The organism is Oerskovia sp. NPDC057915, assembly GCF_042887685.1.
GTDB lineage: Bacteria > Actinomycetota > Actinomycetes > Actinomycetales > Cellulomonadaceae > Oerskovia.
In genome coordinates, this window is the sequence record NZ_JBHVOS010000005.1 from 157,538 (window position 1) to 172,698 (window position 15,161).

The following is a 15,161-nucleotide window of genomic DNA, read 5'->3' on the forward strand; positions in this document are numbered from 1 at the left end:
CCCTCAGACGTCCTGCGGGTCCACCAGGAAGTCGGCCTCGTCGGCGATCTCGCCGCCCACAGCCGCGTAGAGCGCGCGGGTCACGGTCGCGACGAGCTCGGCAGCGCGCTTGCGCGCGATCTTGAGCTCGAACGACGGCACCTCCATCTGCGACTCCACGAGGTCCCGCGGCTCCCAGCGCACCCGGTACGCGACCGCGCCCTGCGACGCCCACGGCAGGTTGCGCAGCAGCAGCGGCAGCTGCTCCTCACCACCCACCTCGACCGCCACGAGGCCGTCGACGCCCATGTCGATCAGGAGCCCGTACCCGTCGAGGATCTTGCCGCTCGTCAGGGCCGCGATGTCGATGTCGTCCGCCTGCGCGTGCAGCGCGCGCCGCAGCTCGGGGTCGAGCGTCTCGCCCCGGTACAGCGGCAGCTCGCCGATGCCCTGGGGCGGCCCCTGGTACGGGTTCCCCTCGGTCGCGAGCACGACGCGCGGGTGCACGGCCCCGACGACGGCCACCGCGGCCTGCGGGTCGAGCCACACGTCCGAGAAGACAGACATGTTCACCGCGACCCCCGGGTCCGGCGTCAGGACCACGACCGGTGACGCCGCATCGGCCGTGTCGACGCGGATCGAGCCGCCGAGTCGGCGCGCGACCTCGACGAGCCAGGAGATGACTCGCTCCTCCTCACGGGTCGGCAGCCCCGCCGGGAAGGCGCGCCCCACCCCGTCGCGGTCACCACCACCGGGGATCGGGACGGCACCCCGGTCACGCGGGCACACGACGTCGAACACCTGCTCCGTGCCCGGCGGCAGGCCGGGGTTGACCCCGTCCGCCGACCACGGCGAGTACGGCCCGGTCAGCGTCGTGTGCCGCGACGTCCGCAGCACACCGGGCTCGCCCGGCCTGGCGGTGCGGGGCGCCGGGGTCAGCGGATCCGTGCCCGACGGCGCCACGTCCCACCGCGCGCCCGCGAACCTGGACACGGCGAGGGTCTCGACCTCGTCGACCTCGACGTCCCCCGGGAGCGCGAGCAGGTGCCGCGCCTGGTGGGCCTGCGCCGAGGACGCGGGGAACGGCTGAAGGGTCGGGCTGGTCGGCTGCGACACGGTGGGATCGCCCTCTCTGCGGTGGCGACGTCCGATCAGGCGGGCTCGCTCGAGCCGGCTCGGGATCACACGTCGGTGCGGTGGAAGTTCTGCCAGGAGCGCGAGGCCGTCGGGCCCCGCTGACCCTGGTACCGAGAACCATAGATCGACGAGCCGTACGGGTGCTCCGAGGCCGACGACAGCCGGAAGAAGCACAGCTGCCCGATCTTCATGCCCGGCCACAGCGTGATCGGCAGCGTCGCGACGTTGCTCAGCTCGAGCGTCACGTGGCCGCTGAAACCGGGGTCGATGAACCCCGCCGTCGAGTGCGTCAGGAGCCCGAGGCGGCCCAGGCTGGACTTGCCCTCGAGGCGGGCCGCGACGTCGTCGGGCAGGGAGACCTGCTCGAACGTGGCCCCCAGGACGAACTCCCCCGGGTGCAGGATGAACGGCTCACCCGGCTCCACCTCGACGAGGCGCGTCAGGTCCGGCTGGTCCGTCGACGGGTCGATGAACGGGTACTTGTGGTTGTCGAACAGCCGGAAGAGCTTGTCGAGCCGCACGTCGATGCTCGACGGCTGCAGCATCGCGGGGTCGTAGGGGTCCAGGCGGACCCGCTGGGCGTCGATCTCGGCAGTGATGTCGCGGTCGGAGAGGAGCACGGGGCAACCGTACTCCGCGGGGCCGCGGGCCGGTGCGCGGTCCCGGGTGCCGAACCAGGGGCCGGTCGGGCGTCGCTGTCGCGACCGCCTGACCGACCTCGGGTGCGAGGCGCGGGGCGCGCGGGTGCCTTCGGGGGCGCGGGGTCGCCTCGGGGACCCCGCGCGGTCCGCGACGTCAGCTGCGCAGCGGGCGGCCCGTCGAGTCGACCGAGTACTGACCGGTCTTCGACGTCAGGTAGAGGATGCCCTCGACGAGGCCCCAGATCCAGACCGCCCAGCTCAGCATGCCCAGCGAGAGGACCGAGATCAGCAGCATCGTCACACCGATGCCGGTGTACCCGAGGTAGAAGCGGTGGATGCCGAACGTCCCGAGGAAGATGCCGAGCAGGCCCGCCGCGAGGCGCGACTTCGCGTTCGGGTCCTCGTAGTAGCCGGGCTGCTGGGCCCCGTACGCGCCGTACGGCTGCTGATAGCCCTGCTGGTAGCCCTGCTGAGGGGCTCCGTACCCGTACCCCGGCTGCTGGGCGTACGGGTCGGCGCCGTAGGCAGGCTGCGGCTGCTCGCCGTAGGCGGGCTGCGGCTGACCGTAGGCAGGCTGCTGGGCGTAGGGGTCGGCCGGTGCACCGTAGGCAGGCTGCGGCTGCTCGCCGTAGGCGGGCTGCGGCTGCGCGTACGGGTCCGCTCCGTAGGACGGCGCAGCAGGCTGCTGCGGCGTACCGCCGTACTGGCCGTACGGATCCGCTCCAGCCGCAGGATCGGTGGGCTGCTGCTGGTACGGGTTCTCGGACAAGGCGCCTCCTCAGGCAGTGCTCAGGCACAAGATGCTGGCATCCTGGCCCGACGTGGGTATGATCGTGGACGCACGCCGGTTCCTCACCGGCTCGCACCGGCCGGAGACGGCCCGCGAGCTGCGGGGTTCCACGTCACGCGGATGTAGTTCAATGGTAGAACTTCAGCTTCCCAAGCTGATAGCGCGGGTTCGATTCCCGTCATCCGCTCCACGACACGAGGCCCCGCACCTGCTGGTGCGGGGCCTCGTGCGTTCGCTCGGGCCCCACAGTCCGTCCGGGCCCGACCCGCCCTCACGCCTCGTCGCGCGAACGGGACCGGACGACGGCGCTCCCGATGCCGACCAGCACGGCCACGCCACCCAGCACCACGAACAGGAGCGGGGACTGCGGTCCGTCCTTGCCGGTCAGCGCGGCGATCCCTCCGCCCAGGGCCCAGACGGCGCCGATCACGACCAGGGCGAGCGAGCTCCAGTACCGACGAACCACGAGTCCTCCTACCGGTCCCGGCGCACCAGCACGTGCGCACCGCCCGAGCATGCCATGCTCACCACCCGCAATCCGGCATTTCGGCATCTATCGGTCTCTTCGGCATCACGGCATGGTCAACGGCACCGCATCTACGGGCCTACGATCGATCTCATGCCGCATTATCGGATCAAGGAAGCAGCCGACCTGCTCGGCGTCAGCGACGACACCGTCCGCCGCTGGGTCGACGCCGGCGAGCTCGACGCGACGCTCGACGAGTCGGGCCGCAAGGTCGTCGACGGCGCGCAGCTCGCCGCCTACGCGGTCCGCACCGCGCAGTCCACGCCCGACCCGTCGGGCGTCGCCCGCTCGGCCCGGAACCGGTTCGTCGGCATCGTCACCGACGTCGTGAGCGACACCGTCATGTCCCAGGTCGAGATGCTGTGCGGCGGACAGCGCGTCGTGTCCCTCATGAGCACCGAGGCTGTCCGCGAGCTCGGCCTCGAGCCCGGCAGCCTCGCCGTCGCCGTCGTCAAAGCCACCACCGTGATCGTCGAGACGCCGGGAGGCCTCGCATGACCCGCACGACCCGCACCGCCCCCACCACCGCGCGCCCCGCCCGACGCGCGCTCGCCATGACGACCACCGTCCTCCTGACGGCCGCGCTCGCGGCGTGCGCGGCGCCGTCGGGCACGCCGGACGCGGGCCCGACCGGCTCGGCCGCCCCCGTCGAGGAGCAGACCCTCACCGTGCTCGCCGCCGCGTCGCTGCGCGACGTGTTCGCCGAGCTCGCGGAGGGCTTCGAGGCCGAGCACGACGGCGTGACCGTCGCACTGTCGTTCGCCGGGTCCGCCGACCTTGCCGACCAGCTCCTCGCCGGGAGCCCGGGCGACGTGTTCGCCTCGGCCGACACCAAGAACATGGACCGCGTCGTCGAGGGCGGCGACGCGGCCGACCCCGTGGTCTTCGCGACCAACACGCTCACGGTCGTCGTGCCGGCAGGGAACCCGGGCGGCGTGACGTCGTTCGCAGACCTCGCGCGCGAGGACCTCAAGGTCGTCGTGTGCGCGGCCGAGGTTCCCTGCGGGTCGGCGACCGCCAAGGTCGAGGCAGCCGCCGGGACCACCGTCCACCGGGTGAGCGAGGAGGCGAGCGTGACCGACGTCCTCGCCAAGGTCACCGCCGGCGAGGCCGACGCCGGGCTCGTCTACGTCACCGACGCGACCCTCGCCGGGGACGACGTCGAGGTGGTCGACGTCCCCGAGACGAAGACCGTCGTGAACACCTACCCGATCGCCGTGACCTCCGGGGCCGCCGACGCCGCGCTCGCCCAGCAGTGGCTCGACCTCGTGACCGGCCCCATCGGCCAGGCCGCGCTCGCGAAGGCGGGCTTCGGGGCACCGTGACCCCCGACGACGTGGGCCACCCCCGGCGACGGCACTCCCCACGACCGGGTGGCGGCCTCGCGAGGACCGGGGAGGTCGCCTGATGCGCGGCCTCCCCCGCTGGGTCCTGGCACCCGCGATCCTCGGCGCGCTGTTCGTCGTCGTGCCCGTCGTCGCGATGGTCGCGCGCCTCGACGTGTCCGGGGGGCTCGGCGGGATCTGGAACCTGCTCACCTCGCCGACCGCGACCGACGCCCTGTGGCTCTCGGTACGGACCTCGCTCGTCGCGACCGTGTGCTGCGTGCTGCTCGGTGCGCCCATGGCCCTCGTCCTTGCACGGACCACGTTCCCCGGCCAGCGCGTGGCCCGTGCACTCGTGCTGCTCCCCCTCGTCCTGCCGCCCGTCGTGGGAGGCATCGCGCTGCTCTACACGTTCGGACGGCGCGGCCTGATCGGCCAGCACCTGTCCGTCCTGGGGATCGAGGTCGCGTTCACGACGACCGCGGTGGTCATGGCGCAGACCTTCGTCGCGCTGCCGTTCCTCGTGCTGAGCCTCGAAGGGTCGCTGCGGACGCACGACGCACGCTACGAGGAGGTCGCCGCGACGCTCGGCGCCTCCCCCACGACCGTGCTGCGCCGCGTGACCCTGCCGCTCGTCCTGCCCGGGCTGGTGTCCGGGTCGGTGCTCGCGTTCGCGCGGGCGCTCGGGGAGTTCGGCGCGACGATCACGTTCGCCGGCGCGCTCCAGGGAGTCACGCAGACGCTGCCGCTCGAGATCTACCTCCAGCGCAGCGCCGACCCCGACGCCGCCGTCGCGCTCTCCCTGCTGCTCGTGGTCGTGGCGGTGGTCGTCACGGCGGCGGTGCACGGCGGACCGTTCGGGCGCGAGCCCGCCGCCGAGGGCGACCGGGCCTCGGCCGGGGGCGACGGGATCTCCGCCGAGGGCGACCGGCAGCGGGCCGACGGTGACCGGATCTCCGCCGAGGGTGACGAGCATCCGGCCGACGGTGACGGGTCGCGTCACCCTCGGCAGGTCGGCGCGTCACCCTCGGCGACCCAGCACGTCACCCTCGGCGAACCGGGCGAGCCCGGCCGGCCCCGCGAGGCCGGCGCTCCCCTGCGCGTCCGGGTACGCCTCGCCGAGCGCGGCGTCGACGTCGACGTCACGGTCGAGCCCGGACAGGTGGTCGCGGTCCTCGGCGCCAACGGCGCGGGCAAGTCGACGCTCCTCCAGGCCGTCACCGGCCTCCTCCCCCACCGCGCCCGACCCCGGTCGGGACGCCCCGACGAGCTCCACGTCTCGATCGACGGCACCGTCCTCACCGACACCACCCGCGGCACCGCCGTCCCCCCACGACGGCGCAGGATCGGCTGGCTCACGCAACGTCCCCTGCTCTTCGCCCACCTCGACGCGGTCGACGACGTCGCGTTCGGCCTCCGCGCCCGGGGCGCCACCCGGCGAGACGCCCGCGCCTCGGCCCGCGAGCGCCTTGCCGAGCTCGACGCGGAGCACCTCGCCGGACGCCGACCGCGCGAGCTGTCCGGCGGGCAGGCGCAGCGCGTCTCGATCGCGCGCGCCCTCGCGACCGACCCCCGGGTCCTGCTGCTCGACGAGCCGCTGGCCTCGCTCGACGTCGGGGTCGCGCAGCAGGTGCGCCGCGCCCTGCACGACGCCCAGCGCGCGCACCCTCGCACGACGCTGCTCGTGACGCACGACCTCCTCGACGTCCTCCTCCTCGCCGACCGTGCGGTCGTCCTGGAGGGAGGCCGGGTCGTCGAGGACGGACCGGCGCGCGAGGTCCTCACGCGTCCCCGGTCGCGGTTCGCCGCCCGTCTCGCGGGCATCAACCTCCTCTCGGGCACCGCGACCGACGACGGCGGCCTGCGTCTCGGCGCGGGCGGCGGCACGGCGAGCGGCACGAGCACCACGAGCCCCCTCGCCACGGCGCAGGTCCTCGCGCAGGTCGTCGCGGGCGTCGTCGCCGACGACGCCCGTCTGGTCGAGGGTGACCCTGCGGTCGCGATGTTCGAGCCGCGGGCGGTCGCGATCCACCGTGAGGCGCCGTCGGGCAGCCCTCGGAACGCCTTCGCGGTGACGATCACGTCGCTCGAGCCGCACGGGCAGCTCTTCCGGGCCTGGGGAGAGGTGACGGGTCCGCGCGAGGTGCGCGACGCCGTCGGGCACCTCGCTGCCGACCTGACACCGCGGTCCGTCGCGGACCTGCGCCTGGCGCCGGGCGAGCGCGTGTGGTTCGCGGTCAAGGCTGCCGAGGTGCAGGTCTACTCCACCCGCTGAGTGCGAAGCAGCTGTCGTCGATCGGCTGTCCGGACGACTGTTACTCCGCACTCGGCGGAAGGACGCGCTGAGCGCGCCAGGCACGCACGGACTCCGCGAGGCTCCCCGTGACCGGCACGTCCGCGAGGAGGAGCGCCTGCCCCGCGTGGTAGACGTCGGGCTTGCCGTCCCACACGACGGCGGACGGGCGGTTGTGGGCGTCGAGCTCGTGGTGCCAGGAGCCGCGCTCGACGTCGACGAGGTGCGCCCGCGCGTACGCCCACCAGTCGTCGGCGAGCTGCGCGTACCGCTCGTCCCCCGTGACCTGGGCGAAGACCTCCGCAGCCGCGATCGCCTCGGTCGCGACCCAGTGGAACCTGCGCCGCTCGACGGGCCGCCCGAACCAGTTGACCGTGTAGACGAAACCACCCTCGGCCCGGTCCCATCCGTCGGCCGCAGCACGGTCGAACAGGTTCTCGGCGGCGTCGAGGCGAGCCCCCGGCGTTCCCGTGCCCGCCGAGGCCTGCGCCGCGTCGAGCTGCAGGAGGAGGCGCGCCCACTCGAAGCCGTGCCCGGGCGTCGACCCGTAGGGCTTGAACTGGTCTGCAGGGTGCTCGGCGTTGAGCTCGAGCTCGGGTCGCCACTCCGCGTCGAAGTGCTCGACGACGCGCCAGTCCTGCGCGGCGGCCCAGCCGACGACGCGGTCCGCGATCGCGCTCGCCCGCTCGAGCCACCGGCGGTCGCCCGTCGCCGAGTGCGCGGCGAGCAGCGCCTCGACGCCGTGCATGTTGGCGTTCGCGCCCCGGTAGGGGGTGCACGTGGTCCAGGCGCGGTCCCACTCGTCGCGGAGCATGCCCTGGTCCGCCTCCCAGAACTCCTGGTCGAGGATGCGCAGCGCGTCGTCGAGCAGCCCGCGCGCGCCGGGCCGTCCCGCGATCGTGGCGCTCGACGCCGCCAGGACGACGAACGCGTGCGCGTAGGCGCTCTTGGTGTCGTCGACCGCGTCACCCGGCCCGCGCGACGCGAACCAGCCACCGTCCGTGGGGTCCGCGAGGTGGGTGCGCAACCCGTCGAGGGCAAGGTCCGCGAGCGTGTCCGCCCCGGGCACCCCGAGCAGGGTCCCGAGCGCGTACATGTGGGCCGTGCGCGCGGTGATCCAGGTGTGCACGGGCTCGTGCGGGTCGGGCACTCCTTCGTCGTCGAGCCACCGCGCCCCGCCGTCGGGCCCGAGGGACGCCTGCGCGAACGCGAGCAGCCTGCGCAGCTCGTCGTGGCGCCACACGGCCCCGTCGGTCGTGCGTGCCGGCTCGTCCATGACCGTCATCGTTCCCCGTTCGTCGTTCTCGTCAGTGATCTTCCCCGGGCGGGCACGTCCCCGTCGAACGCCCGACGGCGCAGCGTCCGTCCCGCCGAGCCCGGCCAGGCCGCCCGGCCAGGCCGCCTCACCCCTTGACCGACCCGGACATGAGCCCGCCCATGAAGTACTTGCCGAGCAGGATGTAGACCAGGAGGGTCGGGAGCGAAGCGAACAGCGCCCCCGCCATCGACACGCCGTAGTTCTGCAGCAGCGCCCCGTTCGCGAGGTTGTTGAGCGCGAGCGTGACCGGACCGTTCTGGCTCGAGGAGAAGAACACCGCGAAGAGGAAGTCGTTCCACGCCGACGTGAACTGCCAGATCAGCACGACCACGAAGCTCGGGATCGAGAGCGGCAGGACGATCGACCAGTAGGTGCGCAGCATGCCCGCCCCGTCGACGCGCGCGGCCTCGATGAGCTCGTTCGGGACGGTCTGGTAGTAGTTGCGGAAGATCAGCGTCGTGATCGGCAGGCCGTAGATCACGTGCAGCACGATCAGCGTCGGGATGCCGCTCGGCAGGTCGAGGCTCAGGACGAGCTGGTTGAGCGGGATGATCACCGCCTGGTACGGGATGAACATGCCGAAGAGGATGAGCGTGAAGACGAGGTTCGCGCCGCGGAACCGCCAGCGCGAGAGCACGAACCCGTTGAGCGACCCGAGGAACGCCGAGATCAACGCGGCCGGGACCACCATCTGGAGCGTGCGCAGGATCGCCGGTGACAGCGCGGTCCACGCCGCCTGCCAGTTCTCGGTGGTCCACACCTGCGGCAGGTTCCAGGCGCGGGTCGGGGCGGCGTCGCCCGGTCCCTTGAAGCTCGTGACGAGCAGGACGTACACGGGCACGAGGACGATGAGCACGAACAGGATCAGGAGCAGGTAGCGCAGCGTGCGGGCCACGGAGAACCGCTCGACGGGCTTCTTGCGACGACGCGACCCGGCGGTGCCGGACCCCGAGCCCGAACCCGGGGTCGTCTCCTCGACGGGGGTGGTGACCGTGGTCATCGGATCCTCTCCTTGCGGTTCAGGGAGATCAGGTAGGGCACGATCACGAGGGCCACGATGATGAGCAGGATCGCGCCCACCGCGGCCGCGTTCGCGTAGTCGAAGCTCGACTTGAAGACGTACATGTCGACGGCCGGGACCTTGGTCTGGTAGTTCGACGGCTTGGAGATCGACATGATGAGGTCGAACGCCTTGAGCGACATGTGGCCCACGATGATGAGCGCGGACAGCGCGATCGGGGTGAGCTGCGGGAAGAGCACGTAGCGGTACAGCTTCCACTCGCTCGCACCGTCGATGCGGGCCGCCTCGCGCAGCTCCTCCGGGATGCCGCGGAACCCTGCGAGGAAGAGCGCCATGACGTAGCCGGAGAGCTGCCAGATCGCGGGGATCGCGATGGCCGCGATACCGAAGGTGACGTTGTTCCACCAGTTGTTCTGCAGCGCGTCGAGCCCGATCATCTGGAACAGCCGGTTGAGGCCGCTCGCCTTCTCGCCCTGGTTCGAGTTGAGGAGCCAGCGCCACACGACGCCCGAGGCGATGAACGAGACCGCCATGGGGAACAGGTAGACGGCGCGGAAGAACCCTTCGCCCTTGACGGGCTTGTCGAGGAGCCAGGCCCAGACGAACCCGACGACCATGGTGCCCACCAGGAAGACCACGGTGTAGATCAGGAGGTTCAGCAGGGAGTGCTGGAACTCCGGGCTCGCGAGCAGGTCGAGGTAGTTCTGGAAGCCCACACGGGACACGGGTGCCTGCCCCGTGGACTGTGCGGCCTTGTGCATGTCGGTGGTCGAGGTCGAGAAGTTGATCCCGATGAGGCCGTAGACGAACACCCCCACCAGGATCAGGGACGGGGCGACGAGGAGCAGCGGCGGCCCCCATCGTCGGGCGGAGTGGATCACCGGTGATCCTCCAAGGTGTGCGGGCACGGTCCGGGGCGCACGCTGCGCACGGGGGTGCGGGAGCGCCCGCCGACCGGTGCGGCGGGGAACGAGGCGGTGCGGCGGGGCGCCGCGGGTGCGTGACGCGACCGGGCGGCGCCCGTCGCGGGCTGCGCGAGCAGCTCTGCGACGGGCGCCGCCTGCGGCCTACTCGGCGGTCGCGGCGGCCAGGTCGGCCTGGTACTGCGCCAGGTCGGAGGCACCGGACGTGAACTTGCTCGTCGCGTCCGAGATGGCGTTGAGCACGGCGACCGAGGCGGCTGCGCCGTGGGCGAGCGACGGCACGATCGTGTCGTCCGCGAACGAGGTGATGGCCGTCTGCTGGTACTCCGAGAAGTCGGCAGGGTTCGCGTCGGTGCGGGCCGGGATGGAGCCCTTGGCCTTGTTGAACGCCGTCTGGCCCTCGAGGCTCGAGACCGTCTCGAGCCACGCCTTGGCACCGTCGGGGTTCTTGGCGCCCACGGGGAGCGTGAACGAGTCGGCGAGGAACCCGAACATGCCGTCCGTCCCGGGGACCGGGAAGTAGGTGAAGTCCGTGCCGGCCGTCTTGCCGGCCTCCTCGAACGCCGCCACGGCCCAGTCGCCCATGACGTTGAACGCGGCGTCGCCGTCCATGACGAGCTGGGTGGCCTCGGGCCAGTCCAGGCCGTCGCGGTCGGTGTTGGTGTAGCTCATGAGCTTCTGGAAGTCCTCGAGAGCGGCCGTGACCTCGGGGCTCTTCCAGTCGGTCGTGCCGTCCCAGAGCCCGTTGTAGGCCTCGGCGCCGAGGTCGGCCATGAGGACCGTCTCGAGCAGGTTGACCTGGGTCCACGTCTGGCCGACCGAGAGGGCGGTCTTGCCCGTGGCCTGGACCGCGTCGAGAGCCGCGAACCAGTCGTCGAGGGTCGCGTAGGTCGCCGCGGGGTCGAGGCCCGCCTCGGTCAGGACCGCGGGGTTGGCCCAGACCATGTTCGAGCGGTGGATGTTGGAGGGCATCGAGTAGATCTTGCCGTCGACCGTGAGGAGGTCGATGAGGTCCTGCGGGAAGACGTCCGTGACCCCGAACTCGTCGTAGAGGTCGGAGATGTCCTCGATCTGGGCGGCGTCGATGTAGTCCGTGAGCTCGGCGCCCGCGTGGGCCTGGAAGGTGTCCGGCGGGTCGTTGGCCTGGAGCCGGGTCTGGAGCAGGTCCTTGGCGGCCGATCCGGCGCCACCGGCGACCGCGCCGTTCACGAACGTGTAGTCGGGGTGCTGCTCGTCGAAGACCGAGACGAGGGCGTCGAGGCCGGCCTTCTCGGAGCCGGCGGCCCACCAGGTGAAGACCTCGACGTCGCCGCCTGAGCCACCCCCCGTGCCGCCCGAGGTGGAATCGCTACCAGAGTCGCCGCTGCAAGCCGCGAGGGCCAGGAGGGCTGCGGTGCCCACCAGTGCCCCGGCGACGCGTAATCCGTTACGCATGGGGTCCTACTTTCGTCGTTGACAGCGCTGTCAGGAACAGGTCGAACGTAAGACCGTGCACCGGGATCTGTCAAAGAGCTGCGCCGAATCGTTACCTCGAGGAGACCTGGGCAGGGCTCGAAGAGGACGACGACGACAAAGCGACCGACCCGGCAGGGTCGGCAGGCCCGGCCGGGTCGGTCAGGACCGAGCGAGACCCGGCCCGTCGGGTCACCGCCCTGCCGGGACCTCCATCGCTGCCTGGCGCGGCGCGATCTCCCCGGACCCCCGGGGGATCAGGGCGGTCGGGACGACCCGCAGCCGCGGGGCCCCTCCGGGCGACTCGATGCGGTCGACGGCGAGCCGCGCGGCCTCCTGGCCCATCACGGAGATCTCGTAGCCCACGACGGTCACGTCGAGGACGTCCGCGAGCTCGAAGTCGTCGAACCCGACGAGGGCGACGTCGCGGCGCGTGCCGTGACCGGTGCGCAGCGCCCGGAGCGCACCCTGGGTGATCTTGTTGTTGGCCGTGAGGATCGCGGTGGGCGGCTCGTCGAGGGCGAGGAGTCCCTGGACCGCCTCGCGGGCGGTCGCGGCGTCGTGCAGCCCGTCGCGCACGTAGCGCTCGGGGTCCTCGATCCCGGCTTCGCGCAGCGCGGCGACGAAGCCCTCGTGCCGTTCGCGGAACGTCCACAGGCGGGACAGGTCGCCGGCGAGCGCGATCCGGCGGTGCCCCTGCGCGAGCAGGTGCCGGGTCGCTGCGGCCGCGCCGGCGCGGTTGTCGAGCACGACGGTGTCGGCCTCGATCCCGCTCGGCGGGCGGTCGAGGAAGACGACGGGTACTCCGGAGGCGAGCTCGGCGTGCAGGTAGGAGTGGTCCGTCGCCGTGGGGGCGATGAACAGGGCGGCGACGCGGCGTTCGATCAGCGCGTCGATGAGCTCACGCTCCTGGTCCGCGTCCTCGTCGGAGCTCGTGGTGATGAGCTGGAGCCCGTGCTTGCGCAGCTCGCGCTCGATCCCGCCCGCGAGGTCGGAGTAGAAGGGGTTGGCGATGTCCCCGGTCACGAACCCGACGAGCCGGGAGCCTCCGCCGCGCGCGAGGTCCGCTGCGACCGCGTTGCGTCGAAACCCGAGTGCGTCGGCGGCCGTGCGCACCTTGAGGCGGGTCGCCTCGGCGACGCTGGGTTCGTCGTTGAGCACGCGGGACGCCGTCTTGAGGCTGACTCCCGCGGCCTCGGCCACTGCGGCGAGGGTCGGGCGACCTCCGCCGCGCGCGGCGCGGCCTCCTGCGGCCATGTGCACCCACCCCCGCACGGTTCGACTGGCGGGGATTCTTCCACACCCCCGGTTGGCTCCGCCCCGACGTGTCACGACCGACGCGGTTCGGGCGGTCAGGACCGTCCGGCGCTTCCTGGGGCGAGTAGACCCGAATCTGACAGCGCTGTCAAGCATCCGGTGGACCGACCCCTCCCCGCATCGCCGTGAGACCGCGTCCACGCCCCGCGCCGCGTGGGCGACGGACCGATTCGTGCCCTTCCGGCGCTCTCCGCTAGCCTTCGATCGCCCTGTCGGTCCAGGACGCCGCCGGCGGGTTGCACGCAGGCGACCAGAGCAGCAGGAGGCGTGATGGGTCGCACCGCCCCGGGGTGGTACCCCGACCCCTCCGCAGCCGGTACGGAACGGTGGTTCGACGGCGACCGCTGGTCCCAGCACACCCGCCCCACGGTCCTGCCCGCCAGCACGCAGCGCCTCCCCCTCGGCGTCGGGACGCTCGGGGACGACGCCCTCCGCCCGCCGAGGCCGTCGGGTGAAAAGCCCCCCGGCACCCCCTTCGCGGAGGTCCGTCCGGACGTCGAGGAGCAGCCCGCGTCGTACGCGCCGGTCTCGACCGTGCGGGCTCTGCCCCCGATCCCGCCCCCGCCGGGACCGCTCCCTCCAGGACCCGTCACGCAGTCCCCGGCACCCACGGGCCCGACGACGTCGCGCGCGTCGGCGCGTCGCGACACCTCGGCGCGTCGGCCGGCCTCCCGGCAAGGGCTGCTGTCCGGGCCTGCGCTCTGGGCGGGCTGTGCCGTGCTCGTCGTCGCGCTCGCCGGGAGCGGCGTGGCCCTCGCCCAGAAGGGCGGCTCGGACAGGCCACCGGCCCCCGTGAGCTCCAAGTCGACGACCGCCCCGCCCCCCGTCGAGGAGCCCGCTGAGGACCGGACCCCGGACTATCTCGAGGTGGCCAACTCGGCAGTCCTCGCGGTGCCGACCCTCGACGTCGACGAGGTCGTGGCCGCAGCTCCCTCCCAGTCGGCGCTCGCGACGGTCGCGCTGCTCGAGGTCGGCGACCGGGACGTCTCCGCGGCGTTCTCCGTCGAGGCGTTCGGGGCACGTTTCGCGGACACCGACGGCAACGGGTGCGACACCCGCAACGACGCGCTCGCCCGGTCGCTCACCGGGACCTCGTTCAAGCCGGGGACGAACGACTGCGTCGTCCTGACGGGCCTGCTCGCCGACCCCTACGGCGGCGCCGAGATCGCTTTCGAGCGTGGTCCGCTCTCCTCGGAGAAGGTCCAGGTGGACCACGTGGTCGCCCTGACCGACGCGTGGCACAAGGGTGCGCGGGCGTGGGACGCGGCACGGCGCGAGGCCTTCGCGAACGACCCGCTCAACGTCCTCGTCGTCGACGGCGCCCTCAACCAGCAGAAGGGCGACGGGGACGCGTCGGCCTGGCTCCCCCCGAACGAGGCGTACCGCTGCGCGTACGTCGCACGCCAGGTGGGCGTCAAGTACACCTACGGGCTGCGCGTGACCAGCAGCGAGAAGGCAGCCCTCGTCGCCGTCCTCTCGACGTGCCCGGGCGAGCCCCTGCCGACCGGCAGCGCGCTCCCTCCGCCTCGCGACCCCGTCGCCCCTCCGGTCGAGAGGCCGCGGCCACGCCCGACGCAGGCCCCGACGCCCGAGGCACCCCCGGTCGCCGAGCCCCTGCCCGCCCCGGAGCCCTCGACGCCCGCCCCTGCGCCGTCGCCGAGCACCAGCACGACCCCGATCCCCGAGGACTGCAAGATCAAGGGCCTCTACGTGCGCCAGATCGACGGCGCGACCAACGTCTACTACGTGCGGGGAGAGGAGTGGAACTTCCGGGAGGTCAAGGCCGACGTGTGCTTCGAGAGCCGCAAGGACGCGGAGGCGGCAGGCTTCAAGCGGGCGTGGTGGTGACGACGCCCGTCGCGCGCCCCCGGTGTGACGCGCGGGGCTGAGAGACTGTGCGGGTGGACCCCGCTGACGCACCGTCGACCCGCGCCGAGTTCGAACCGTGGTTCGTCGACCGGTTCGCCGGGTACTGGTCGAGCCAGGGCCTGTCGCGCATCGAGGGCCGCATCGTGGGCCACCTGCTCATCAGCGACTCCCCCGGGGTGACCGCCGACGAGCTCATGGAGGCGACGGGGGCGAGCCGCGGGTCAGTGTCGACCTACACGCGCAGGCTCCTGGAGATCGGCTTCGTCCGCAGCTTTCGTCGCCCGGGCGACCGGACGCACTACTTCGTGATGGACGCGGACGTGTGGGGCGGGTTCCTCGACAACGAGCACGCGTACCTCGAGCGGCAGCGCGAGCTGTCGGACGTCGCACTGTCCTTCACCGACCCGAGCGGTCCGGCGCACGTGCGGCTGCGCAACATGCACGACTACATGGTCTGGCTGCTCGGCTTCTACGGCACGCTGCGCGACGAGTGGGCGCGCTACAAGGCCGTGCGCGACGTCGAGGCGGGTACCACCGGCACCCCGACCACGGCGCGCGCGGCCGACTGAC

General features: G+C 72.6%; 14 protein-coding genes and 1 tRNA gene. 6 read left to right on the top strand and 9 right to left on the bottom strand.

The window, feature by feature from the left end:
• Positions 1–3 precede the first annotated feature (3 nt).
• The 3 genes from ACFVQ3_RS05300 to ACFVQ3_RS05310 form a co-directional block, all read right to left on the bottom strand.
• Positions 4–1,095, bottom strand: a complete 1,092-nt coding sequence (locus ACFVQ3_RS05300; RefSeq protein ID WP_387635978.1) for a hypothetical protein — start codon at positions 1,093–1,095, stop codon at positions 4–6.
• A 65-nt stretch (positions 1,096–1,160) separates the two neighbouring features.
• On the bottom strand, positions 1,161–1,736 hold the full coding sequence (gene dcd / locus ACFVQ3_RS05305; RefSeq protein WP_387635980.1) for a dCTP deaminase: 576 nt from the start codon (positions 1,734–1,736) through the stop codon (positions 1,161–1,163).
• 175 nt (positions 1,737–1,911) lie between these two features.
• Positions 1,912–2,526, bottom strand: a complete 615-nt coding sequence (locus ACFVQ3_RS05310) for an NINE protein (RefSeq protein WP_387635983.1) — start codon at positions 2,524–2,526, stop codon at positions 1,912–1,914.
• 137 nt (positions 2,527–2,663) lie between these two features.
• Between ACFVQ3_RS05310 and ACFVQ3_RS05315 the strand changes: the two genes are divergently transcribed.
• Positions 2,664–2,737, top strand: a tRNA-Gly gene (locus ACFVQ3_RS05315).
• Between the two features lie 81 nt (positions 2,738–2,818).
• Here the strand turns inward: ACFVQ3_RS05315 and ACFVQ3_RS05320 are convergent.
• The gene (locus ACFVQ3_RS05320; RefSeq protein WP_387635985.1) at positions 2,819–3,013 is read right to left on the bottom strand and encodes a hypothetical protein; all 195 of its coding nucleotides are present in this window, start codon (positions 3,011–3,013) and stop codon (positions 2,819–2,821) included.
• A 153-nt stretch (positions 3,014–3,166) separates the two neighbouring features.
• Between ACFVQ3_RS05320 and ACFVQ3_RS05325 the strand changes: the two genes are divergently transcribed.
• From ACFVQ3_RS05325 to ACFVQ3_RS05335, 3 genes are all read left to right on the top strand, one after another.
• Positions 3,167–3,571 carry a molybdopterin-binding protein gene (locus tag ACFVQ3_RS05325; protein WP_387635988.1) on the top strand — a complete coding sequence of 135 codons (405 nt, stop codon included), beginning with the start codon at positions 3,167–3,169 and terminating at the stop codon, positions 3,569–3,571.
• Positions 3,568–4,398 (top strand): molybdate ABC transporter substrate-binding protein, encoded by an 831-nt coding sequence (gene modA / locus ACFVQ3_RS05330; RefSeq protein ID WP_387635991.1) that lies wholly within the window; start codon positions 3,568–3,570, stop codon positions 4,396–4,398. The genes ACFVQ3_RS05325 and modA overlap by 4 nt, the downstream gene beginning before the upstream one ends.
• An 82-nt stretch (positions 4,399–4,480) precedes the next feature.
• Positions 4,481–6,673 (top strand): ABC transporter permease, encoded by a 2,193-nt coding sequence (locus ACFVQ3_RS05335; protein WP_387635993.1) that lies wholly within the window; start codon positions 4,481–4,483, stop codon positions 6,671–6,673.
• 40 nt (positions 6,674–6,713) lie between these two features.
• Here ACFVQ3_RS05335 and ACFVQ3_RS05340 read toward each other — a convergent pair whose 3' ends face one another.
• The 5 genes from ACFVQ3_RS05340 to ACFVQ3_RS05360 form a co-directional block, all read right to left on the bottom strand.
• The gene (locus ACFVQ3_RS05340) at positions 6,714–7,967 is read right to left on the bottom strand and encodes an AGE family epimerase/isomerase (protein WP_387635995.1); all 1,254 of its coding nucleotides are present in this window, start codon (positions 7,965–7,967) and stop codon (positions 6,714–6,716) included.
• Positions 7,968–8,094: 127 nt separating this feature from the next.
• Entirely contained in the window at positions 8,095–9,009 is a 915-nt protein-coding gene (locus ACFVQ3_RS05345) for a carbohydrate ABC transporter permease (RefSeq protein WP_387635998.1), read from the bottom strand.
• Positions 9,006–9,911 carry a carbohydrate ABC transporter permease gene (locus ACFVQ3_RS05350; protein WP_387636001.1) on the bottom strand — a complete coding sequence of 302 codons (906 nt, stop codon included), beginning with the start codon at positions 9,909–9,911 and terminating at the stop codon, positions 9,006–9,008. Before ACFVQ3_RS05350 ends, ACFVQ3_RS05345 begins: the two co-directional genes overlap by 4 nt.
• Before the next feature lie 186 nt (positions 9,912–10,097).
• Positions 10,098–11,387 carry an ABC transporter substrate-binding protein gene (locus ACFVQ3_RS05355; RefSeq protein ID WP_387636003.1) on the bottom strand — a complete coding sequence of 430 codons (1,290 nt, stop codon included), beginning with the start codon at positions 11,385–11,387 and terminating at the stop codon, positions 10,098–10,100.
• A gap of 210 nt (positions 11,388–11,597) precedes the next feature.
• Positions 11,598–12,662, bottom strand: coding sequence for a LacI family DNA-binding transcriptional regulator (locus ACFVQ3_RS05360; protein ID WP_387636005.1), 1,065 nt, complete (start codon positions 12,660–12,662; stop codon positions 11,598–11,600).
• A 330-nt stretch (positions 12,663–12,992) separates the two neighbouring features.
• Between ACFVQ3_RS05360 and ACFVQ3_RS05365 the strand changes: the two genes are divergently transcribed.
• Together ACFVQ3_RS05365 and ACFVQ3_RS05370 are read left to right on the top strand one after the other, a co-directional pair.
• Complete coding sequence (locus ACFVQ3_RS05365) at positions 12,993–14,570, top strand: DUF1524 domain-containing protein (protein WP_387636007.1); 1,578 nt, start codon at positions 12,993–12,995, stop codon at positions 14,568–14,570.
• Positions 14,571–14,623: 53 nt separating this feature from the next.
• Positions 14,624–15,160 (top strand): GbsR/MarR family transcriptional regulator, encoded by a 537-nt coding sequence (locus ACFVQ3_RS05370; RefSeq protein ID WP_387636009.1) that lies wholly within the window; start codon positions 14,624–14,626, stop codon positions 15,158–15,160.
• Position 15,161 lies beyond the last annotated feature (1 nt).